20 protein-coding genes are annotated in these 21,419 nt (G+C 73.2%); 10 read left to right on the top strand and 10 right to left on the bottom strand.

Annotation, left to right across the window (positions count from 1 at the left end):
• Nucleotides 1-14: 14 nt before the first annotated feature.
• The 6 genes from IEZ08_RS01175 (at nucleotide 15) to IEZ08_RS01200 (ending at nucleotide 8,832) form a co-directional block, all read left to right on the top strand.
• Nucleotides 15-377: a phosphomannose isomerase type II C-terminal cupin domain gene (locus tag IEZ08_RS01175; RefSeq protein WP_068922022.1), complete on the top strand. Its 363-nt coding sequence runs from the start codon at nucleotides 15-17 to the stop codon at nucleotides 375-377.
• A gap of 93 nt (nucleotides 378-470) precedes the next feature.
• Entirely contained in the window at nucleotides 471-3,014 is a 2,544-nt protein-coding gene (locus IEZ08_RS01180; RefSeq protein ID WP_189241474.1) for a GcvT family protein, read from the top strand.
• A gap of 91 nt (nucleotides 3,015-3,105) precedes the next feature.
• Nucleotides 3,106-4,317 (top strand): sarcosine oxidase subunit beta family protein, encoded by a 1,212-nt coding sequence (locus IEZ08_RS01185; RefSeq protein ID WP_068922024.1) that lies wholly within the window; start codon nucleotides 3,106-3,108, stop codon nucleotides 4,315-4,317.
• Between the two features lie 46 nt (nucleotides 4,318-4,363).
• The gene (locus IEZ08_RS01190) at nucleotides 4,364-4,639 is read left to right on the top strand and encodes a sarcosine oxidase subunit delta (RefSeq protein ID WP_068922025.1); all 276 of its coding nucleotides are present in this window, start codon (nucleotides 4,364-4,366) and stop codon (nucleotides 4,637-4,639) included.
• Entirely contained in the window at nucleotides 4,636-7,941 is a 3,306-nt protein-coding gene (locus IEZ08_RS01195; RefSeq protein WP_203863196.1) for a 2Fe-2S iron-sulfur cluster-binding protein, read from the top strand. The genes IEZ08_RS01190 and IEZ08_RS01195 overlap by 4 nt, the downstream gene beginning before the upstream one ends.
• Nucleotides 7,942-8,169: 228 nt before the next feature.
• Nucleotides 8,170-8,832 carry an HNH endonuclease family protein gene (locus tag IEZ08_RS01200; RefSeq protein WP_189241475.1) on the top strand — a complete coding sequence of 221 codons (663 nt, stop codon included), beginning with the start codon at nucleotides 8,170-8,172 and terminating at the stop codon, nucleotides 8,830-8,832.
• Nucleotides 8,833-8,850: 18 nt separating this feature from the next.
• Here IEZ08_RS01200 and IEZ08_RS01205 read toward each other — a convergent pair whose 3' ends face one another.
• Nucleotides 8,851-9,204 carry a PepSY domain-containing protein gene (locus tag IEZ08_RS01205; protein WP_229802836.1) on the bottom strand — a complete coding sequence of 118 codons (354 nt, stop codon included), beginning with the start codon at nucleotides 9,202-9,204 and terminating at the stop codon, nucleotides 8,851-8,853.
• Between the two features lie 198 nt (nucleotides 9,205-9,402).
• Between IEZ08_RS01205 and IEZ08_RS01210 the strand changes: the two genes are divergently transcribed.
• From IEZ08_RS01210 to IEZ08_RS01220, 3 genes are all read left to right on the top strand, one after another.
• Nucleotides 9,403-9,786: an STAS domain-containing protein gene (locus IEZ08_RS01210; protein ID WP_189241476.1), complete on the top strand. Its 384-nt coding sequence runs from the start codon at nucleotides 9,403-9,405 to the stop codon at nucleotides 9,784-9,786.
• A 321-nt stretch (nucleotides 9,787-10,107) separates the two neighbouring features.
• Nucleotides 10,108-10,506 carry a response regulator gene (locus IEZ08_RS01215; RefSeq protein ID WP_068922027.1) on the top strand — a complete coding sequence of 133 codons (399 nt, stop codon included), beginning with the start codon at nucleotides 10,108-10,110 and terminating at the stop codon, nucleotides 10,504-10,506.
• The gene (locus IEZ08_RS01220; protein ID WP_189241477.1) at nucleotides 10,503-12,566 is read left to right on the top strand and encodes a sensor histidine kinase; all 2,064 of its coding nucleotides are present in this window, start codon (nucleotides 10,503-10,505) and stop codon (nucleotides 12,564-12,566) included. The genes IEZ08_RS01215 and IEZ08_RS01220 overlap by 4 nt, the downstream gene beginning before the upstream one ends.
• A gap of 13 nt (nucleotides 12,567-12,579) precedes the next feature.
• Here the strand turns inward: IEZ08_RS01220 and IEZ08_RS01225 are convergent, their stop codons facing one another.
• Both IEZ08_RS01225 and IEZ08_RS01230 read right to left on the bottom strand, forming a co-directional pair.
• On the bottom strand, nucleotides 12,580-13,950 hold the full coding sequence (locus tag IEZ08_RS01225) for a sensor histidine kinase (RefSeq protein WP_189241478.1): 1,371 nt from the start codon (nucleotides 13,948-13,950) through the stop codon (nucleotides 12,580-12,582).
• Nucleotides 13,947-14,627, bottom strand: coding sequence for a response regulator transcription factor (locus tag IEZ08_RS01230; protein ID WP_068922030.1), 681 nt, complete (start codon nucleotides 14,625-14,627; stop codon nucleotides 13,947-13,949). The genes IEZ08_RS01225 and IEZ08_RS01230 overlap by 4 nt, the downstream gene beginning before the upstream one ends.
• 103 nt (nucleotides 14,628-14,730) lie before the next feature.
• On the opposite strand from IEZ08_RS01230, the gene IEZ08_RS01235 reads away from it, so the two are divergent.
• Nucleotides 14,731-15,243, top strand: a complete 513-nt coding sequence (locus IEZ08_RS01235; RefSeq protein WP_189241479.1) for a septum formation initiator — start codon at nucleotides 14,731-14,733, stop codon at nucleotides 15,241-15,243.
• Between the two features lie 2 nt (nucleotides 15,244-15,245).
• Here IEZ08_RS01235 and IEZ08_RS01240 read toward each other — a convergent pair whose 3' ends face one another.
• The 7 genes from IEZ08_RS01240 to IEZ08_RS01270 form a co-directional block, all read right to left on the bottom strand.
• Nucleotides 15,246-15,626 (bottom strand): PepSY domain-containing protein, encoded by a 381-nt coding sequence (locus IEZ08_RS01240; RefSeq protein ID WP_189241480.1) that lies wholly within the window; start codon nucleotides 15,624-15,626, stop codon nucleotides 15,246-15,248.
• 127 nt (nucleotides 15,627-15,753) lie between these two features.
• Nucleotides 15,754-16,863, bottom strand: a complete 1,110-nt coding sequence (locus IEZ08_RS01245; protein WP_189241481.1) for a CU044_5270 family protein — start codon at nucleotides 16,861-16,863, stop codon at nucleotides 15,754-15,756.
• Nucleotides 16,860-17,450 (bottom strand): RNA polymerase sigma factor, encoded by a 591-nt coding sequence (locus IEZ08_RS01250; RefSeq protein WP_229802837.1) that lies wholly within the window; start codon nucleotides 17,448-17,450, stop codon nucleotides 16,860-16,862. Before IEZ08_RS01250 ends, IEZ08_RS01245 begins: the two co-directional genes overlap by 4 nt.
• A gap of 128 nt (nucleotides 17,451-17,578) precedes the next feature.
• Nucleotides 17,579-18,469 carry a LysR family transcriptional regulator gene (locus IEZ08_RS01255; RefSeq protein ID WP_068922033.1) on the bottom strand — a complete coding sequence of 297 codons (891 nt, stop codon included), beginning with the start codon at nucleotides 18,467-18,469 and terminating at the stop codon, nucleotides 17,579-17,581.
• A gap of 132 nt (nucleotides 18,470-18,601) precedes the next feature.
• A complete protein-coding gene (locus tag IEZ08_RS01260) occupies nucleotides 18,602-19,579 on the bottom strand; it encodes an MBL fold metallo-hydrolase (RefSeq protein WP_084779687.1) in 978 nt (325 codons plus the stop codon).
• A gap of 113 nt (nucleotides 19,580-19,692) precedes the next feature.
• A complete protein-coding gene (locus IEZ08_RS01265; RefSeq protein ID WP_203863194.1) occupies nucleotides 19,693-20,877 on the bottom strand; it encodes an MFS transporter in 1,185 nt (394 codons plus the stop codon).
• A gap of 84 nt (nucleotides 20,878-20,961) precedes the next feature.
• Complete coding sequence (locus IEZ08_RS01270) at nucleotides 20,962-21,366, bottom strand: hypothetical protein (RefSeq protein ID WP_189241482.1); 405 nt, start codon at nucleotides 21,364-21,366, stop codon at nucleotides 20,962-20,964.
• Nucleotides 21,367-21,419: the final 53 nt, after the last annotated feature.

Consider the following 21,419-nt stretch of genomic DNA (forward strand, 5'->3'; position numbering starts at 1 on the left):
GATGGAGGGCAATCTTGCTGGAAGTCGACCGGCTCGGCGCCGTGGTGCGCGACGAGCGTCCGTGGGGTGGGTTCGAGCGGTTCACCCTCAACGAGCCGACCACCGTGAAGATCATCGATGTCGCCCCCGGCCAGCGCCTCAGCCTGCAGCGGCACGAGCACCGCGACGAGCTCTGGGTCGCCCTGGACCCCGGTGCGGTCTTCGAGATCGACGGAGTGCGGACGGAACCGGCCGTCGGCGACCGTGTCCTCATCCGCGCCGGCCAGACCCACCGGCTGAGCTCCTCGGGCCCGGCCACCCGGATTCTGGAGATCGCCTTCGGCTACTTCGACGAGGACGACATCGAGCGTCTCGAAGACTCCTACGGCCGCGCCTGATCCACGGCTTCCTCTTGTCCGGTATTCCTTCGCGCCTTATGTTCGTTGGGTAGTCCGGTGATTGTTGCGTATTAGGGGACACCCGGAGGGCGCATGGCGGGTCGGCCTCGTGTTGTGATCATCGGAGCCGGCATCGTGGGTTGCGCCCTCGCCGACGAACTCACCGCCCGGGGCTGGACGGACGTCACGGTTCTGGAACAGGGGCCGCTCTTCGCCGCGGGCGGCTCCAGTTCCCACGCGCCGGGCCTGGTCTTCCAGACCAATCCATCGAAGACGATGACGGATTTCGCGGCCTACACGGTTGCGAAATACCGGGATTTATCACTCGATGGCAGGCCATGCTTCACCCAGGTCGGCGGCCTGGAGGTCGCCACCACCCCCGAACGCTGGCGTGACCTGCACCGCAGGCACGGATGGGCCATCTCCTGGGGTGTCGAGAGCGAGCTGGTCGGTCCCGGCCGCTGCGCCGAGCTCTGGCCGCTGCTCGACACCGCACAGGTCCACGGCGGCTTCCACATCCCGTCGGACGGCCTGGCCGACGCGGTGCGCTGCGGCGAGGCCCAGGCCCGCCGGGCGATCGAGCGCGGCGCGCGCTTCCTGCCCGGTCACCGGGTGGTCGCGGTGGAGCACCGCGGTGGACGGGTCACCGGCGTCACGGCCGAGGTCCTCGCCGGGGTTCTCGCCGGGGTCCTCGCGGGCGGCCCGGGACCGGCGCTCCCCGGGGCGGGGACCGTCCTCGAACGCGTGACGGCGCCCGCGGACGTGGTGATCTGCGCGGCGGGGTTCTGGGGGCCGTCGGTCGGGGAACTGGCCGGGCTGACCGTGCCGCTGCTGCCGCTGGCCCACCAGTACGCCAGGTCCGGGCCGCTGCCCGCGCTCGCCGCGGCGGGGGAGGCCGTACTGCCCATCCTGCGGCACCAGGACCGCGACCTGTACTTCCGGCAGCACGGCGACCGGATCGGCGTCGGCTCCTACTCCCACCGCCCGATGCCCGTCCGGCAGGACGAGATCGCGGCGCGTGCCACGACCATGCCGTCGGTCCAGGCGTTCACCCCCGCCGACTTCGACCCCGCGTGGCGGGACGCGGCCGAGCTGATGCCCGCGCTCGGCGACTCCAAGCCCGAGGAGGGCATCAACGGGATCTTCTCCTTCACCCCCGACGGGTTCCCGCTGATCGGCGAGGCGCCCGGCCTGGCCGGGCTCTGGGTCGCCGAGGCGGTCTGGGTGACCCACTCGGCGGGGGTGGCCAGGGCGCTGGCGGAGTGGCTGGTGGACGGTCACTCCGCGTTCGACCTGCACGAGTGCGAGCTGAGCCGGTTCGAGCCGGTCCAGCTCGCGCCGGCCTACGTCGCCGAGCGCGGCGGGCGGAGCTTCATCGAGGTCTACGACGTCGTCCACCCGCTCCAGCCGATGGACTCGCCCCGGCCCCTGCGGACCAGCCCGTTCCATCCGCGCCAGCGCGAGCTGGGCGCGTTCTTCCTGGAGGCCGCGGGCTGGGAGCGGCCCCACTGGTTCGAGGCCAACGCCGCGCTGCTGGAGGACCCGGTACGGCTCGCGCCCGACGCCGAGGCGTTCATCGGCGCGGGGGCGCGCGACGAGTGGGCCGCGCGCTACTGGTCGCCGATCGCCGCCGCCGAGGCGTGGGCCACCCGGCAGCGCGTGGCGCTGTACGACATGACGCCGCTGAAGCGCATCGAGGTCACCGGGCCGGGGGCCGCGGCCTTCCTGCGGCGCATGACCACCAACATCGTGGACAGGCCGCCCGGCGCGGTCACCTATACGCTGCTGCTCGACCCCGGGGGCGGGATCAGGTCCGACCTGACCGTGGCCCGGCTGGGCGAGGAGCACTTCCAGGTCGGGGCCAACGGCAACCTCGACCTCGCCTGGCTGCGGCGGCACGCTCCGCCGGACGGGGTGGGCGTGCGGGACGTCACCGCCGGGACGTGCTGCGTCGGCGTGTGGGGACCGCGGGCCCGGGACCTGGTGCAGCCGCTCACCGACCTGGACCTGTCCAACGAAGGGTTCCGCTACTTCACCGTTAAATCGGGATATGTCGGTCAGGTGCCGGTGACGATGATGCGGCTCTCCTACGTCGGCGAGCTGGGCTGGGAGATCTACACCACCGCCGACCTCGGCCTGAGGCTCTGGGACCTGCTCTGGGAGGCGGGCCGCCGGTACGGCGTCGCCGCGGGTGGCCGGGCGGCCTTCAACAGCCTGCGGCTGGAGAAGGGCTACCGGCTCTGGGGCGTGGACATGACCCCGGAGCACCGGCCGGAGGAGGCGGGGCTGGGCTGGGCCGTACGGACGGGCGGGGACGGCGGGGACGGCGGGGACTTCGTCGGCCGGGACGCCCTTGAGGCCCTCGGCGGCGAGGTGACGCGCAGGCTGGTGCCGCTGCTCACCGAGCGGGTCGTCATGGGCAGGGAACCGGTCTTCCACCACGGGCGCGCCGCCGGGTACGTGACCAGCGCCGCCTACGGGCACACCCTCGGCCGGGCGATCGCCTACGCCTGGCTCCCGGCCGGCGCGGCGGTGCCGGGCACCGCCGTCGAGGTGGAGTACTTCGGGGAACGGGTGCCCGCGCGGGTGGCCGCCGAACCGCTCTTCGACCCGGAGATGACCCGGATCAAGCGATAGACCGTCACACACCGGATCGAGCGATAGGACCCCCATGCACCGGATCAGGCGATAGGGCCGCCATGGAGCGGATCGAGCGGCAGGGGCGCGGGTGAGCGCGCCGGTCCACCCGGACTTCCTCTGGCGGGACCCGGATCCCCGTCCCTCCTACGACGTGGTGATCGTCGGGGGCGGCGGGCACGGTCTGGCCACCGCCTACTACCTGGCGAAGAACCACGGGATCACGAACGTCGCCGTCCTGGAGAAGGGCTGGCTGGCGGGCGGGAACATGGCCCGCAACACCACCGTCATCCGGTCGAACTACCTGTGGGACGAGAGCGCCGCGATCTACGAGCACTCCCTGAAGCTCTGGGAGGGGCTCTCCGCCGAGCTGGACTACGACCTGATGTTCAGCCAGCGCGGGGTGCTCAACCTCGCCCACAGCCTGCACGACGTGCGCGAGGGACGGCGCCGGGTCAACGCCAACGTGCTCAACGGCGTCGACGCCGAGTGGCTGGACGCCGACGAGGTGCGCCGGTTCTGCCCGATCCTGGAGGTCGGCGCGCACACCCGCCATCCGGTGCTCGGCGCGACCCTCCAGCGCCGCGGCGGCATCGCCAAGCACGACCACGTCGCCTGGGGGTACGCGCGGGGGGCCGACGCGCTCGGCGTCGACCTCGTCCAGGGATGCGAGGTCACCGGGTTCGAGATCGCGGGCGGCCGGGTGCGGGCCGTACTGACCTCCCGGGGACGGATCGCGGCCGGGACCGTCGCGCTGGCCGCGGCCGGGCACACCAGCGTGCTGGCCGCCAGGGCGGGCCTGCGGCTGCCGCTGCAGTCGCACCCCCTGCAGGCGCTGGTCTCGGAGCTGCTGGAACCGGTGCTGGACTGCGTGGTCATGTCCAACGCGGTGCACGTCTACGTCAGCCAGGCGCACAAGGGCGAGCTGGTCATGGGCGCGGGCATCGACCCCTGCAACTCCTACGGCCAGCGCGGGTCCTTCCACGTCATCGAGGAGCAGATGTCCGCGGCGCTGGAACTGTTCCCGGTCTTCAACCGGGTGCGGGTGGTGCGCACCTGGGCCGGGATCGTGGACGTCTCCCCGGACGCCTCGCCGATCATCGGGACCACCCCGGTGGACGGACTGATGATCAACGCGGGCTGGGGGACGGGCGGGTTCAAAGCGACGCCCGGCTCCGGCTGGGTCTACGCCGACACGATCGCCTCCGGCAGGCCGCACCCGCTGGCCGAGCCGTTCGGCCTCGCGCGGTTCACCACGGGGGCGCTCATCGACGAGCACGGCGCCGCGGCGGTGGCGCACTGAACGCGTCCGGGGCCGGGCGCGGGACGGGAAAGGCGGTGGCGGGGCGGTGCAGCTGATCGAGTGCCCGTGGTGCGGCCCGCGCGACGAGATCGAGTTCCGGTACGGCGGGCAGGCCGGGATCGCCTATCCGGAGGACCCGTCGGCGCTGAGCGACGAGGAGTGGGCCGGGTACGTGTTCATGCGCGACAACCCCCGGGGCTGGTTCCACGAGCGCTGGTACCACGTCCACGGCTGCCGGACCTGGTTCTCGGTACGGCGGCACACCGTCACCCACGAGATCGGACGGGACCCGGAGTCTCCACGGCGCGAGGAGTTCGGATGAGACGGGAGAGCGGGGGCCGGATCGACCGCTCACGCGTGCTGCGCTTCACCTTCGACGGACGGGAGCTGACCGGGCACCCGGGTGACACGCTCGCCTCGGCGTTGCTGGCCTGCGGCGTGCGGACCGTCGGCCGGAGCGTGGACCTCGGGCGGCCGCGCGGGGTCTTCACCGCCGGAGCGGAGGAGCCGAACGCGCTGGTCCGGGTGGGGGACGACCCCATGGTCCCGGCGACGGTCGTGGAGCTGCGGGACGGCCTGGAGGCGTGGAGCCTGCGGGGCAGGGGCCGTCTCACTCCGGGAGCCCCGCCCGCCGAGACCCGGCATGACAAGGCGTACCTGCACTGCGACGTGCTCGTGGTCGGCGGCGGTCCGGCCGGGCTGGCGGCGGCGCTGGCGGCCGGGGAGGCCGGTGCCCGCGTCGTGCTCCTCGACGACCGGCCCGAACTCGGCGGCGACCTGCTGAGCAGCCGGACTCTCCTGGACGGGGCGCCGGCGCCGGACTGGGTCTCCTCGGTCGCGGCCCGTCTCGCCGCCCTGCCCGAGGTCCGCGTCCTGTCCCGGACCACCGCGATCGGTTACCACGACCACAACTACGTCGTCGCGGTGGAGCGGCGCGAGGCCGACGGGCACACCGCTCGGAGGGGCGGCGGGCGGAGAGGGCTCGACGGGTGCCGGTTGTGGCACTTCCGGGCGGGACGGGTCGTGCCGGCCACCGGCGCGCACGAGCGCTCGGTCGCCTTCCCCGGCAACGACCGCCCCGGCGTGATGCTGGCCTCGGCCGCGCGGACCTACGTCAACCGGTACGGCGTGCTCCCCGGCCGCCGGGCGGTGGTGTTCACCTGCACCGACTCCGGCCACGAGGCCGCCCGCGACCTGGCCGCCGCGGGAGTCGAGGTCGTGGCGACCGTGGACCCGCGCCGGGACGGCTCCCTGGTCACCGGGACGCTCGCGGACGAGGAGGGCGTCCTCACCGGAGTCGTGATCGGCGGCGGGACCGGGGAACGGGTGGTCGCCTGCGACCTGCTGGCCGTCTCGGGCGGCTGGAACCCGGCGGTCCACCTGTTCAGCCAGTCCCAGGGCAGGCTCCGGTTCGACGAGACCCTCCAGGCGTTCGTCCCGCACCTGTCCGCCCAGGCCGAGCGGTCGGCGGGGGCGTGCCGGGGCGTGTACGGCACGGCCGCGGCCATCGCCGACGGCTTCGCCGCGGGTTCCCGGGCCGCCGGTTCCCGGGCCGCGGGTTCCCGGGCCGGCGGGCCCGCCGGAGCCGGGGAACGGAAGGACTTCCGCGTCCCCGGGTGCGACGAGCCGGAACAGAATCCGCCCGCCGCCCTCTGGACGGTGGGCGGGGGTGACGCGGAGGCGTTCGTCGACCTCCAGCGGGACGTGACGGTGGCGGATCTCGTGCGGGCCACCGGGGCGGGCCTGCGTTCGGTGGAGCACGTCAAGCGCTACACCACCGCCGGGACCGGCGCCGAGCAGGGCAAGACGTCCGGGGCGACGGCCGTGGGGGTGGTGGCGGGGCTGCTCGGGGTGGAGCCCGGGCGGGTGGGGACGACGACGTTCCGCCCGCCGTACACGCCGGTGGCCTTCGGGGTGCTCGCGGGCCGGGACCGGGGGTCCCTGTCGGACCCGGTCCGGGTCACGGCCATGCACGACCTGCACGTCGCCCGCGGCGCCGTCTTCGAGGACGTCGGGCAGTGGAAGCGTCCGCGGTACTTCCCGCTCGGCGGTGAGTCCATGGCACAGGCGGTCGAGCGGGAGCGCCGGGCCGCGCGGACCGGGGTGGCGGCGATCGACGCCTCCACCCTCGGCAAGATCGAGGTCGTCGGGAGGGACGCGGGGGAGTTCCTCGACCGGATCCACCCGAACATGCTCTCCACGCTGCCGATCGGTTCCTGCCGGTACAGCGTGACGTGCGGGACCGACGGCATGGTCCTCGACGACGGGGTGATCACCCGCCTGGCGGAGGACCGCTACCTGGCGACCACGACCACCGGGAACGCCGCCACCGTGCTCGACCGGCTGGAGGAGTGGCGGCAGACCGAGTGGCCGGACCTGGACGTCTCGTTCACCTCCGTCACCGACCACTGGGCGGTCGTCGCGGTCGTCGGCCCCCGGGCCCGGCCCGTCGCCGAGGCGCTGGTGCCCGACGTCGACTTCGCCGACTTCCCGTTCATGACCTTCCGGGAGAGCCGCTTCGGGAGGGTCTTCCGGATCAGCTTCTCCGGCGAGCTGGCCTACGAGATCAACGTGCCCCGGTGGTTCGGCGCGGCGCTGTGGGAGGCGGCGCTGGAGCGGGGGGCGGTGCCGTACGGGACCGAGACCATGCACGTGCTCCGCGCCGAGAAGGGCTTCGCGATCGTCGGGCAGGAGACCGACGGAACCGTGACCCCGCAGGACCTCGGGATGTCGTGGATCATCTCCGCGCGCAAACCCGACTTCGTCGGCAAGCGGTCGCACAGCCGCCCCGACACCGCCCGCCCCGGCCGCAAGCGCCTGGTCGGCCTCGTCCCCGACGATCCCGGCGAGACCCTCACCGAGGGCGCCCAGCTCGTCGCCTCCCCCGGTGACACGCGGATGCTCGGCCACGTCACCTCGGCCTATCCCGGGGTCGCGCTGGCCATGGCCCGTGACGTCCGGGAGGGTGACCGTCTCGTCGCCTTCGACGCCCGGCGGGGCCGTGAGGTCCCGGTGACCGTGACGGCCCCGGTCTTCCACGACCCGGACAACACCCGCCGGGACGGCCTCCCCCCGGACGTCCGGCTGGAGCCCGTGAAGGGGTACGGGGCGAGGAGCGCGCTGGGCGGGTTCAGCGCTCGTTTCGTCGCGGCGCGCTCTTCCGGGGTGACGATCCGGGAGGTCCCGCTCGTGCCGATGGGGGAGGTCCGGGGGAGGGACCCGGGCGAGGGGCTGCGGCTGGGTCCCGACTGGTGGCTGGTCATGGGCGGGCCGCCGGGTGTCCGCCACACCGGTGTCCCGGCCCGGTCCGGGGACGCGGGCGCGGCGGGTGCGGCGGATACGGTGGGCGCGGCGGGTGCGGCGGGCGCCACCGGCGTGGACGTGTCGGCGCAGCGGGCCGTCATCGGGTTGTCCGGACCGCGGGTCCGGGACGTGCTCGTCACCGGTTGCCGGATCGACCTGCACCCGGCGGTGTTCGCCGTCGGCGCGCACACCCGGACCCTGCTGGCCCGCGTCCCGGTCGTCCTGCACCGGACCGGGCCGGACGTCTACCTGATCCTCGTCGACTCCTCCCTGGCGGAGTACCTCGCCGAGTGGCTGCTGGACGCGCTGGAAGGCCTGTGAGGCCACGGTGATCGGCGGCCCCCGGGCTCGCCGGGGCTCGCCGGAGTGCCCGCGCGGCAGGGCCGCCACCGGTGAGCTGGGACGGGAGACCGGACGCGGCTTTTACGGCTGGGATTGATTGTTTGGGTAGATTCTCGGTTTCCGGGTAGCCAAATTCATGTGAGAGACGAGGGAGAAGTGCAGGTGGGACGGGGGCGGCCGGGTGTCCGGAGGAGGACGGCCGCCGCGATGCTCGCGCTCGCGCTGACGGGGGTCTCGGCGGGGTGCGGCCTTTCCGGTGAGGCGCCTGACGGTTCCCCCCGGGAGGGGAACGGCAAACAGGAGGGCGGCAGGTCCGCCTCCGAGGCGCTCAAGGACCTGGAGAAGCTGCCGGTCAAGGGGCGCGCGCCGAAGACGGGCTTCGACCGGGACGAGTTCGGGCCGACATGGGCGGACGTCGACCACAACGGGTGCGACACCCGTAACGACATCCTCAAGCGGGATCTGAAGGACGAGACGTTCAAGGAGGGCACCCACGACTGCGTCGTGCTCACCGGTGTCCTGGAGGATCCGTACGGCGGCAAGACCATCGAGTTCACCCGGGGTGAGCGGACCAGCATGGAGGTGCAGATCGACCACGTGGTCGCGCTCTCCGACGCCTGGCAGAAGGGCGCCCAGCGGCTGAGCGAGTCCGAGCGCACGGAGCTGGCCAACGACCCGCTGAACCTGCTGGCCGTGGACGGCCCGCTGAACAACCAGAAGAGCGACGCGGACGCGGCGACCTGGTTGCCGCCGCGCCGCGCCTACCGGTGCCCCTACGTCTCCCGGCAGATCTCGGTGAAGCTCAAGTACGAGCTCTGGGTGACCGCGGGGGAGAAGGCCGCGATGGAGCGGGTGCTGACGTCCTGCTGACGTCCTGCCGGAGGGGGATCAGTCGTCGTACTCCTTCTTGAACTTGATGATCTTCCCGGTCTGCAGGGACACGTAGACGTCGTACTCCCAGTTCCCCCGCATCAGCTCCACCTTGCAGACGCGGTGGCCGTGCTCCCGTTCCCGCTCGACCTCGGTGACCCGGGCGCCCGGGACCCGCTTCTTCGCGATCTTCACGGCCTTCGCGCACGAGATGCCCGCGGTGGGGGCGGAGATCGCCGCCGGGACGGACGCGCCGGCCGGAGCGCTTGCGCCGCCGCTCCCGGCGAGGGCCGCGCCGCTCCCGGCGGACAGCAGGGCGACGGCTCCGGCCGTGGCGAGTGCGACTTTGGTGATCATGTGGGTCTTCGTCATGACCCAAGGTTCACCCGGCCCGCGATAGGGCCGCGCTAACCCTTCCCTAAGCCTCTCGTAGGGGTCGGGGGCGTGCCGCTCCGGTGACCGGTACGACGACGTCATCGGAGGAATATGTCTCACTTTTATGTGTTAGTGGACCTCTCGAAGAGGTAAAACACAAGGAATCCGGTCCTTCGTCCCGTTGGAGGGTCTGCCATGGCCACCCCCGCCCGCAGCAACCGACGGCTGATCGTCGCCGTCGAGACCGTCGCTGAGGGGATCGCGGTGATGCGGCTCCACGGGAATCTGGACATCAACTCCGTGCCGATCCTGGAGGCGTACCTGGAACCGCTGTGGCGGCAACCGGGACTCTCCGGGCTCGTGGTCGACGTCGCCGAGGTCGACTTCTGTGACTCCACCGGCCTGGGCAAGCTGATGGGGGCACGCAACCTCTGCGAGGGACGCGGCCTCGGTTTCGCCCTGGCCGGGGTGACCGGGATCATGCAGCGTCTGCTGGTCCTCACCGGCCTGTACCCGTACCTGGAGACCTATCCGGACACGGACACCGCCGTACGGAACCTGACCGGCACGCCCGAGTGACGGCGGAGACCCTCCGGCCGTACTCCTGATCGATCCCTGAACCGTCCGCGCCCGGGTGCGCGGGAGGCCGGTCCGCCGGCCCATGCCCCGGCAGGTCCAGCAATTGATGTGGGTTTGTCCAATTTTGTGGCCAAGTTCCGTGTATCGGCCGTGAGAGAGACGGGGACGGGAAGGTCTCATGCATGGTGAGGCCCGGACGCGTCGCGTCGGAGCGGTGTACGGGCGCCCGTGGAGCACCGGCTGCGGCCTGCGGCTGATCGCCGGCCGATCTGCGGTTGACCGGTCTCGGGCGGGGGCCGCGCGGGCAGCGAGGGGGGAGCCGTGGCTCGGTTGCTGGTGGTGGAGGATGAGCCGGACGTCCGTGAGCTCATCGTATGCCGGGTCCGCGATGACGGGCACCGGGTCCTGGCCGTCGACACCGCAGCCGCCGCGCTGGAGGCGGTGGGACGCCACGGCTCGCCCGACGCCGCGGTGCTGGACGTCGACCTGCCCGGCATGGACGGGATCGAGCTGCTGGAGCGGTTACGCCAGACCTCACCCGACCTGCCGGTGCTGTTCGTGACCGTGTGGTGGTCGGCCGGGGTGATCGGCCGCATCCAGGCGACCGGCTGTCCGTACCTGGCCAAGCCGTTCAGCCACGCGGACCTGCGCGCCGCGTTGCAGCGGGCGCTCTCCCCGGCCGACGGCGCGGACGGGGCCGGGAAGGAGGACCGGCGATGACGCCGAGCGCGATGGTGCTGCGTGTGGCCGGGTTCGCCTGCCTGTACCTGGCGGCGCAGTGGGCGGGCCGGGCGACCCTCATGGACACCGCCCAGCTGAACCTGATCTGGCCCGCCGCCGGTGTCGCGGCGCTGTGGGCGGCCACCTCGCCCGGTGCGCGGTGGTTGCGGGTGGACCTGGCGGCGCTGGCGGCCACGTCCGCGGCCGCCAACCTCGCCACCGGCGCCCCGGTGCCGGTGGCCGTGGCCCTCGCCGCGGCCGCCGTCATCCAGGCGCTGGTGTTCGTCCGGTCGTGGGACCGGTTGTCCCCGAACCGGCCGGCGGCCACCGGCGAGCCGTTCGCGGGCCTTGCGGACCTGCGGAGCTTCGTGCTGGCGGCCGCGGCGGCCGCGGCCTGCGGTGCCGCCTTGGGGACCGGCGCGGTGTGGCTGCTGACCGGATCGTGGTCCTGGCCGGGCGCCGCCGTCTGGCTGATCCGCAACGTGGTGAGCATCGTGGTGGTCGGCTCGGCGGGGTTGAGCCTGTACGGGGCCTTTCGCGGCCGGTCGGCGCGGGAGGCGTGGCCGGTGGTCCGCGACGCGCTCGGCGCCGGGATGAGGCCGCTGGCCGAGCGCACCGCGCTGGTGGTGGGGTCGGTCGCCGCCTACTGCGCGGTGTTCGGCACCCAGGGCGTACCGCTGGCGTTCTCGCTGATGGTGTTCACGGTGTGGGCGGCGATGCGGTGCGGCATCATGTTCGTGACCCTGCACAGCCTGCTCGTCAGCACGCTCGTGATCGTCTTCACGACGCGGGGCCGGGGCCCGCTGGCCGTCCTGGACACACCCGTCCTCCACGCCCTGACCGTGCAGACGTTCGTCGGCCTGGTCGCTCTCGTCGGCCTGGCTCTGAGCCTCGCCCGCGCCGAACGCGAGACGCTGACACGCAACGCCACCGCCGCCCGGCAGGAGGCCTGCGAGCAGGCCAGGCTGCTGACCGCCATCCTGGACTCCATGACCGAGGGCGTGGTCGTGATCGACTCCCGGGACCAGGTGGTGATGGGCAACTCGGCCGCCCACCGGCTGCTGGGCGCCGGCCACGGCCCCACGATCGCCCGGGATCCGGGCCACTACGGCCTGTTCCACCCCGACGGCAGGCCGCTGGCCGTGGAGGAACTGCCCCATGTGCGGGCCCTCGCCGGGGAACACGTGCAGGAGATGGACGTACTGGTGCGCGACCCGGCCCTTCCCGAGGCCCTCACCGTCAGCGTGAACGCCACGCCCATCCCGGACGGCGATCCCCGCGACCACCGCGCGGTGGTGGTTCTGCGCGACGTCACCGCCGAGCGCCGCCACCGCGACGAGCTGGCGGCGTTCGCCGGGGTCGTCGCCCACGACCTGCTCAACCCGCTCACCACGATCGACGGCTGGGCCGAGCAGGTGAGCGACGTCGCCACCCGCCATCCGGGCGGGCACGACATCACCGGCGGCCTGGCCCGGATCCGCCGCGCGGCCCTCCGCATGCGCCATCTGATCAACGACCTGCTCGCCTACACCACCGCGCGGGACGCGAGCCTCGCGCCGCGTGACGTACGCCTGCACGATCTGATCACCGAGATCGTCACCGCCCGTGCCGACACACCCGACGGGGACGCGCTGTCCCGACCCCGCTTCACCCTCGGCGACCTTCAGGACGTGCACGCCGATCCGGTGCTGCTGCGCCAGCTGGTGGACAACCTGATCAGCAACGCCCTCAAGTACACCCGACCCGGTGTCGCCCCGCACATCACCGTCCGTTCCGCCCACACCGCGGAGGGCCTGGTCCGGGTGGAGATCTGCGACAACGGCATCGGTATCCCCCCGGGCCAGCACGAAGCGATCTTCGGTAACTTCCACCGCGCCCACCGCACCGCCGGCTACACCGGAACCGGCCTGGGCCTGACGATCTGCAAGCGCATCGTCGAACGCCACGGCGGCACCATCACCGCCCGCGACAACCCCGACGACACCCACGGCGCCTGCTTCGTCTTCACCCTGCCCGCCGCCAGCCGCGTCCAGGGCAGGGCCGTCGCCATGTCCGTCTGAGCCGGGAGCGGTCTCACCTGACCGGGCGCGGCTTGGAGCAGGGCCGCGCCTGGGCCCGGCGGGGGAGGGCCAGGAACAGGGACACGCTCGCCCCGCCCTCGGGGGACGCGCCGAGGGTGAGCGCGCCGCCCGACGACTCGGCGGTACGGCGTGCGATGTCCAGGCCGAGCCCGGTCGACCCGGCCCCGCTCTCGCCGCGCTCCAGCGGGGCGGTCGTGCCGAACCCGGGCCCGGCGTCGGTGACCGTCAGAACCGCGCCGCCCGGGGCGGCCGCCAGCCGTACCCCGAGGGCGACCCCCTCGCCGGTGTGCGCGAACACGTTGCCCAGCAGGGCGTCCACACAGGCCGCGAGGTCGTCGGCGGCGACCGCGACGGGAATCGGGCCCGGGGCGAGATCCAGCTCCACGGCCCGCCCCTGGTCTTCGGCGAGCACCGACCAGAAGGCCACCCGGTCTCCGACCACCGCCACCGCGTCGCACTCGTCCCGTTCCCGCGTCCGCCGCCGGGCCTCGGTGATCACCGCTGTGACGGCCCGTTCCAGGGCGTCCACCCGGGCCTCGATCCTGGCCGCCTCATCCGGGTCGGACAGGGACTCGGCCTCCAGCCGCAGCCCGGTGAGCGGCGTGCGCAGCCGGTGGGACAGGTCGGCGGCGTTCTCCCGTTCCTCGGCGAGGAGGCCGGTGATGCGTCCGGCGAGATGGTTGAGCGCGAGGCCGACCGCGTGGACCTCGGGCGGGCCGCCGGGAACGGTCCGGGCGGTCATGTCGCCGGCGGCGAGCCGGTGCGACACCTTCGCCAGCGACGAGATCGGCCGGATCACCGCGCGGGCCAGCCGGTCGGCCACCAGGATGCCCAGCCCGACCAGGACCAGCCCGAGCACCAGCAACCCCGTCTGCACCCGCGTGACGCCCCTGGCCAGCTCGTCGTCCCCGAGGAACACCCGGACCACCGCCGTGCCGCCGGGCGCCCCCTCCACCGCGACCAGGATCTCTCTGCCGCCCGGGACCGCCGCGGTGACGCTGCGCCCCCGCGACGCCAGCTCCACCGCCGGGGACCGGTCCGCGCGGGCGCCGAGGACCCGGCCGTCGCCGAGGAAGACCGTGGTGGGGTGGGCGGCCCGTTCCACGGTGAGGCGCAGGGTTTCGAGGTCCGCGGCGCGGCCGTCCACGGCCCCGGCGCCGGGCTCCGTGCCGGGGCCCGCGGTGCCGGGCGTTGCGGCCTCCAGGGCGCCGACGGCGACGGCCACCGACTCGGCCTCGGCGCTCGCCCGGTCCACGGCGCCGCTCTCGGCGGCCGTGCGGACCAGCAGGACGAGCGGGACCAGCAGGGCGATGAGGACGAGAGAGGTGGTCGCCGCGACCAGCACGGCCAGCCAGCGTCTCATGAGGGCACGCTCAGCCGTACGCCCACACCGCGCACCGTCTGCAGGTAGCGGGGCTCGGCGGACGTCTCGCCCAGCTTGCGGCGGAGCCAGGAGAGGTGGACGTCCACGGTCTTGTCCGCTCCGCCGTACGGGATCTGCCAGACGTGGGTGAGCAGCTCACGCTTGCTGACCACCTCGCCCGGCCGGGCCGCCAGGTAGTGGAGCAGGTCGAACTCCCGCGGGCTGAGGTCCAACGGCACGCCGTCCAGGGTCGCCTCCCGGCTGCGCGGGTCGATCCGCAGACCGCCCACGGTCACCGAGCCGTCGGTACGGCTCTCGCCCGACCGCCGGAGCACCGCCCGGATCCGGGCGTCGATCTGGGCCGCGCTGAACGGCTTGACCACGTAGTCGTCGGCCCCCGCGTCCAGCAGCTCGACCATCTCCGCCTCACCGTCCCTGGCGGTCGCGACGATCACCGGGACGCGGCTGACCGCACGGAGCATGCGCAGCAGGTCCAGGCCGTCCATGTCGGGCAGGCCGAGGTCGAGCACGATGAGGTCGGGACGTTCCTCGACGGCGAGGCGGAGGCCGTCCAGGGCGGCGGGAGCGGACGAGACGGCGTGGCCGCGGTCGCGCAGTCCCCGGGTGAGCGAGGTGCGGATCGCGGGGTCGTCCTCGACGAGCAGCAGGTTCGGCATTTGCCGCCACGTTAGCCCGGCCGGGCCCATGGCGGAACCGGGGCGGAACCGCGTTAGCGGCCTCTTAACCCCGCCTTAGCGATGGGAGTGGCAGGGTGGGCGCATGCGCAGGCGTCTTCCTCTCGTCGTGGCCGGATGGCTGGTCACCGGCGCTCTCGCCACCGGGGCGGGGGTCGCGGTGATCGCTTTTCTGGGCGAGCCGCTGACGGCGTCCGCGCACCGTCCGCTCTCCTCCGCCGAGGTGGCCGACGCGCTCGCCCGCACCACCCCGTCCGTGAGCCCGTCCACGATCGCGACCCCGTCGACGACCGCGACCCCGCTCCCGTCCGGTGATCCCGTCCCCACCGGCGCGTCCACGCCCGCGCCCCCGGCCGCCGGGCCGTCCACCGGCCGGAGCCGGGTGATCGGCACGGCGGGCGGGAGCACGATCGCCCGGTGCGACGACGGCCTGGTCACGCTCCGGGCGTGGAGCCCCGCACAGGGCTTCCGGGTGGACGACGTGGAGCGCGGCCCCGCCGCCCGCGCCCGCGTCGAGTTCGAGTCGGACGAGACCGACGTCAAGATCGAGGTGTGGTGCTCGGCGGACGGCTCGCCGGTCCACCGGTCGCACGACTGAGGTCACCAGTTGTAATTGATCTTCAATCTGACGATCCTCCCGCTCTTGGTGGAGATGTAGAGGTCGTACCGCCAGACTCCCTCCTCCATCCGGACCCACCAGGTCCAGATCCCCTGCTCGTGCACGCGCTCGACGCTGATGACCTCGGCTCCGGGCGCCTTCTCCTTGGCGATCTCCACGGCCCGCTCCGAGGTGATCTCGTCGGCGGCCGGAGCCGGGACCGGGGTCGAGGTCGAGTCCGGGGCCGGAACCGGAATGGCAGCGGCCGGGGTGGTGGCGGTCGCCGCCCCGCCCGCCGCCTGGGCGGCGCCGCCCCCCGCGAGCAGGAGGGCGGCGGTCCCGGTGGCGAGGGCGGTCCTGGCGACCGCGTCGATCCGTCTCATACCGGAGACCTTCCCTGGCGGTGCCGAGGAGCCCGCCAAGCCCGCGCCAAAACAGGGCCAAGCCGCAGGTCCCACCGGCCGGGCATCCGGCGGCCGGCTCAAGGCCGCCCTCCGGGCGCGCCCGCCCTCAGCCGCAGCCGGAGGCCCTGTCTTTCCCGGAGTCTTCCCCGGCGTCGTTCCCGAGGGCGGGAACCTCGTCCACCACGGTGACCGAGAGCTGCGCGGTGGAGGCGAACAGGCTTCCCTCGGGGGCCTGGGCCAGCTTCTCGTCCACCACGACCTCGCGCTCGCCCAGCAGCTCGTAGCTCTCCGGATCGAAGACGAGATCCGCCCGGACGCCGTCCCGCCCGATCCGGCCCACCGCGATGCCCGTGCGGCCCGCGGCGTCCTCGGCGTCGTTCACCATGCCGACCCCGGGGATCGTCGCGGCGGCCCGGAACAGCGCGGCCCGCTGCGCGGCGGGCAGGTAGGTCTCCCGCACCATCTCGCCGACCCGCTCCCACGCGGCCTCGTCCGGGGAGCCGTCGCCGGGGTCGCCCTTGTAGAGGTGGGCACGCATGGCCTCGGCGTCGGAGGGGAGCCTCTTGAGCGCCGCGTAGTCCCTGCGCAGGTGGTCGGGGAGGGGTTCGCAGACCGGCAGCGGGAGCATCTCGACCTGCCCGGCCTGCCGACGGGCCCGCTCCGGGATCGGCCAGCCGGGGTAGGCCTCCGGCTCCAGGTGCTCGATGCGCAGCACGCCGTCCCTGGTCCCGTCGGCGGACTGCCAGATCACCCGCTTCGTCCGGTAGAGGTGACGGGTCTCCGGAACGGTCTCGCCCGTGCCGGGGCTGACGCCGCCCATGTCGAAGGCCCGGTACATCGTCTCCGACTCGACCTTGACGAACTGCTCGTCGCGCGGGTCCAGGTCGGTCCGGGCGGCCGCGCGGGCCGCCCGGTCGAGCACCTCGCTCGCCGACACGGGTGCGACCTTCGGCAGGGTCACCACGACCTGCCCGGCCGGTCCGCGCTCCGGTCCGCGCCCGGCGCCGGTGGCCAGCGTGGTCACGGTCACGGCCGCCGTGGCGGCCAGCGCTCCGGCCAGCATCATCATCGGCGGCCTGCGCCACGCGGACCGCGACGGCGGGCGCGAGGCGGCCGCCGCGGCCAGCCCCCGCCGGGCCGCGGCCTTCGCCCCGGGGTCGTACGGCGGCGCGTCCGGGCGCAACTCCGCCACCAGCCGGATCTCGTCCTCGTTCATGTGTGCGACTCCAGGGAGCGACGGATCTTGGTTCGGGTCCGGGAGAGCCGGGAGCGCACGGTCCCGATGGGGATGTCCAGCGCCTGCGCGGCCTCCTCGTAGCTCAGCTCGGCCCAGGCGACCAGGAGCAGCAGCTCGCGCTCGGCGGAGCCGAGCTTCGCCAGCGCGGCGGCCAGGGCGGGCCGGAGCCCGTCGGCGGTCACCCGCTCGGCGCTGCGCTCCTCGAAACCGGCCGCCCGCTCCGGGGCCTGGCGGGTGAGCGCCTTGAGCCTGCGCGTCTCGGCCCTGCGGTGGCCGGAGATCAGCTTCGAGGCGATGCCGTACAGCCAGGGCCGGGCGTCGGGCCTGTTCAGGTCGTAGCGGGCACGTTTGCGGAACGCCACCAGGAACGTCTCGGCCGTGACGTCGTCGGCCACGGTGACGTCGTCGAGACGCCGGGCGGCGTATCGGTGGATCTCGTCGGCGTACCTGTCGAACAGCACGGCGAACCGGTCGGGATCCGTCAGCGACACTTCGATCAGCGCCGCGTCGTCGGAGGGCGGAGGCGGTGCGGGCGCCGCCGCCCGCTGGGGGAGCGACAGGGTCACCACCCTTTTCGTCCAGTCATCGGGGAGGTCCTTTCGCGGGGCGCGTCCGCGCCCTCACCCCTACTCCGCTCCCCGCCGCCATCCGGTTCCCGGCCGGAACCGATCGCTCCGGAAGGCGCTTTTCAGGGTCAGAGGTCGGCGGTTCCCATGTCGCGGATCACTCGGGCCAGGGACAGGATGCGATCGCACGCGGTGTCGTTGCGCCAGACCAGGCCCCAGCGCAGACGCGGGGCGTCGCGGACGGGCAGGAACCGCACGTCCGGGCGGGCGTGGTACCGGGCGGCGTGGGCGCCCAGGTGGTGGACGGCCTCCCCGGCGCCGACGATGGTGAGGATGTCGTCCATCTGCCGGACGGCCGGGCCGCGTTCGACCGGACGGCCGCTGGGCGTCTGGAACGGGATGAAGGCGTCCTCCCAGTAGTCGGGCAGAGCCTGCGAGGCGCGCAGGACACCGAAGTCGCCCAGGGCCTCGATCGAGACGGACGCGTGTGCGGCCAGGTCGTGACCGGGCGCGGCGAGCAGGACCCGGGACTCGGTGAAGACGACCGGGCCGACGGTGAGGTCGGGCTCCTCCACCGGCAACCAGCAGACCAGGACGTCGACATCGCCGTGACGCAGGGGTGCGAACGGGTCGATGAACGGGTTGTGGCGGATGCGCAGCCGCCATTGCGGGTGGCGGGCGCGGAACGCCTCCCAGTAGGTGCGCAGATCGTAGGCGTTGCTGGAGAGCATGCCGATGCGCAGCGCGTCGTTCTCGTCCCGCGCGGCCAGCTTGGCGCGTCGCATGCTCTCGTGCAGTCCGCGGAAGGCAGGCCGCAGATCGCTGTACAGCCGTTCGCCGACGGCGGTGAGGCGCACGCTGCGGCTGGTGCGTTCGAACAGCTTGGCGCCGACCTCGCGCTCCTGCTTCCTGATCGCCTGGCTGATCCGTGCCGGACTCACGTGCAGCCGGTCGGCGGTCCTGGTGAAGTGCAGCTCTTCGGCGAGTGTCAGGAAGATCTCGATATCGCGCAGCTCCATCACACCCACCGATCATGAACCGCAGTGTTACCGGCGTCGCCGCGACAGCATAGACCCTCATAGACCCTCGCCACTCACAGGCCGACTGCCGTCAGCCGGCCGCGCGGCGCAGCTGATCACGACGGGTGCAGGTCAGCGACAGACCCGGGGGAGTCCGGCCGACCCGGTCGAGGCGATCTCCGCGGCCACGGCCTTCACGTTCTCCTCCATCAGCGTCGGAAGGGACGCGACGGGGGGATGGCCGGGATAGGCGCGCCTCATCGCGGCGATGACGGCACGGCGCTCGGCGTCGGTCACGTGAGGGCCTGCCGGGGAGTCCTTCGCCACGGTGGGCTTGACCAGCCCGCGAAAGTGCTTGATGTAGGTCTGCTGCCGGGTGATCAGGTCGCGGGCCGGAGCGGGAGCGCCATGGCCGGGATACGCCGTGCCCGCCCCGAGGGACGAGGTGCGCAGCCGGTCGAGCTGAACGAGCCAGCCGCAGCTGTGGCCTTCCAGCAGCGCGGGCGTCACTCGATTGCCGAGGAGGTCGCCGGGGAACAAGGACCGGCTTCCCGGTTGGTAGTACACGGTGGCCGCATCCGACTCGGCGTCGGGGAACTCGATGGTCCGTACCGTCATCCCGGCGATCGTCAGCGTCGCGCCCGCACGGAAGACCCTGGTGGGATAGGTGAGCTTCTCGGGGAAGCCGGAGCCAGGCAGGGATCGCGTCAGAGCGTAGAGCCCGCGCGCGTCCTCCCGCATGGCCTCGGCGCTCGCCTCGGACGCATAGATCGGCGCCCGCGGGAACGCCCGGTGGAAGACGCCCGCCCCTCCGACATGGTCCGGATGGACATGGGTCAGCAAGATGGCCGCCACCGGCCGGCCGGTGGCGCGGATGCGAGCGAGGGCCTGCCGGGCGTCGGTGGGCGTGCGTAAGGTGTCGACGAGGACCAATCCCTCCGGTGCCTGCATCCAGTAGGTGTTCACCGAGCCAGGGTCGCGTGAGGCGAATCGTTCCACGCGGAGTTCCGTCACCGCGGGGCCCTTCGCGGGAGAGAGGGACGGCTCGGCCGCTGCCGGGCGTGCCGCGGCGAGAGGTACGGCGGCGAGAACGACCGCAAGAGTCGTCATAGCCTGCTTTTTCACGTGGTCGACCCTTTCGAGATGCGATGTGGACCCCATGGACGACGGGGGCTTTCTGCGTTTCCGGCAGGTGGAAGCGCGTTCGTCGGTCGGCCTGCCGACTATCGGTTCGCGCTCCAGCGTCCGGTCAGCCACGTCAACGGCAGGCAGGCCAGGCACATCAGGAGGCCGACGACGACGACCGCGGACAGGCCGCTGCCGGTCAGGGCCCAGCCGCCGAGCAGCGCGCCGGCGGCGATGCCGGCGTTGACCGCGGAGGCGGGCAGGCTGGCGGCCAGGTCCCGGGCCGGGCCGGCCAGGGTGGCCACCCGGTACTGCAGCGCCGGCACCAGCCCGAACCCGACCAGCCCCCACACCAGCAGTGCCACGGCGGTCAGGACTGGAACGGCGCCGGCCAGATACAGCAGGCCCAGCGCCAGTATCAGGACGACGTTGGACACCAGCAGCGTGCGGGAGGCGTCGCGGTCGGCCGCCCAGCCGCCGGCGAACGTGCCGATCGCCGTGGCCACGCCGTAGGCCAGCAGGAAACCGCTCACCGCGGAGTCCGAGATGGCGGTCACCTCAAGCAGGAAGGGAGTGATGTAGGTGAAGACGGTGAACTGCCCGCCCAGCAGCAGCACGCCGATCGCCAGCATGACCAGCACACGGGGCGCGAACGCCGAGCGGACCTGCGGGTGTAGCCTCGCCGCCCCGCCGCCACCGGCGGTGGTGACGGACGGCATCAGCAGCAGCAGACCGGCCAGAACCACCACGCCGACGGCGACGATCACCGTGAAGGCGCCGGTCCAGCCGAGCGCCCGGCCGACCAGGGTGCCGATCGGAACGCCCATGGCGGTGGAGACCGCGATCCCGCCGAGCACGACCGCGATGCCCCGGCCCAGCCTCTCGGCGGGCAGGAGCACGCCGACCGCGGCGAAGGCCGCCCCGACGAAGGCGCCGTGCAGCGCCCCGGCCACCGCCCGGGCTGCGAGCAGGAGCGCGAAACTGGTCGTGACCACCATGGCCAGGGTGGCCAGGAGGAAGGCCAGCATGCAGACCCACAGCAGGGTTCGCCGGGGCAGGCGGATGGTCGCCGCGGTCAGCGCGGGCCCGCCGAGACACAGGCCCAGGGCGTAGGCGGTGACCAGGGTGCCGGCGGTGCTGACGGTCACGCCGGTGTCCGCGGCGATGAGGTCCAGGACGCCGACGACCACCAGTTCGGTGCTGCCGAGGACGAACGTGGCGAGGAACAGGGAGATCAGGGCGAGGTTGCCGCGGGTGCGGCTGAGGGTGGGGGAGGGGTGCACAGTGACTCCGATGGGGCGTCGTTCTGGGATTTCCGCGATGCCGGCCGGCGCGCTCGTGAAGGTGTCTTCTGTTCGCCCGGAGGTTCACGCGGCCCGGATGAGCCCGGCCGCCAGGGCGATGAGCGCGACGGCGAGGAGCAGGGCGCCGGTCCGCGTGAGCAGCGTTCCGGCCGAGCTGCGGCCCTGCTGGCCGATGCCCAGATGCAGGAAGAACCCGCCCGACTGGGCCAGCACCCCGCCCAGCAGAGCGGCGCCGCAGGCCCATTCCAGGCCGTCGCCGAAGCCTGCGCGGGGCAGGTACAGCAGGTAGACGAGAGAAAGGATCAAGAGCACGCCGGCGTGGGCGTGACCGGCCCGGAAGAAGCGTTCGCGGAAGGCTCCCAACCGGTCCGGGTCGGTGGTGATGAAGCGCAGCAGCGCGTGCCCGCCGAACTCGACCGTGACGACCGAGAAGATCGCCACGATCGGCAGGATCTCGGTGGGCTCCATCACCGTCTCCCGGCGCTTGCGCAGCGCGTCTCCACCACGTGAGGGCGGGTATC

Source organism: Planobispora rosea (genome assembly GCF_014648175.1).
Classification (GTDB): domain Bacteria; phylum Actinomycetota; class Actinomycetes; order Streptosporangiales; family Streptosporangiaceae; genus Planobispora; species Planobispora rosea.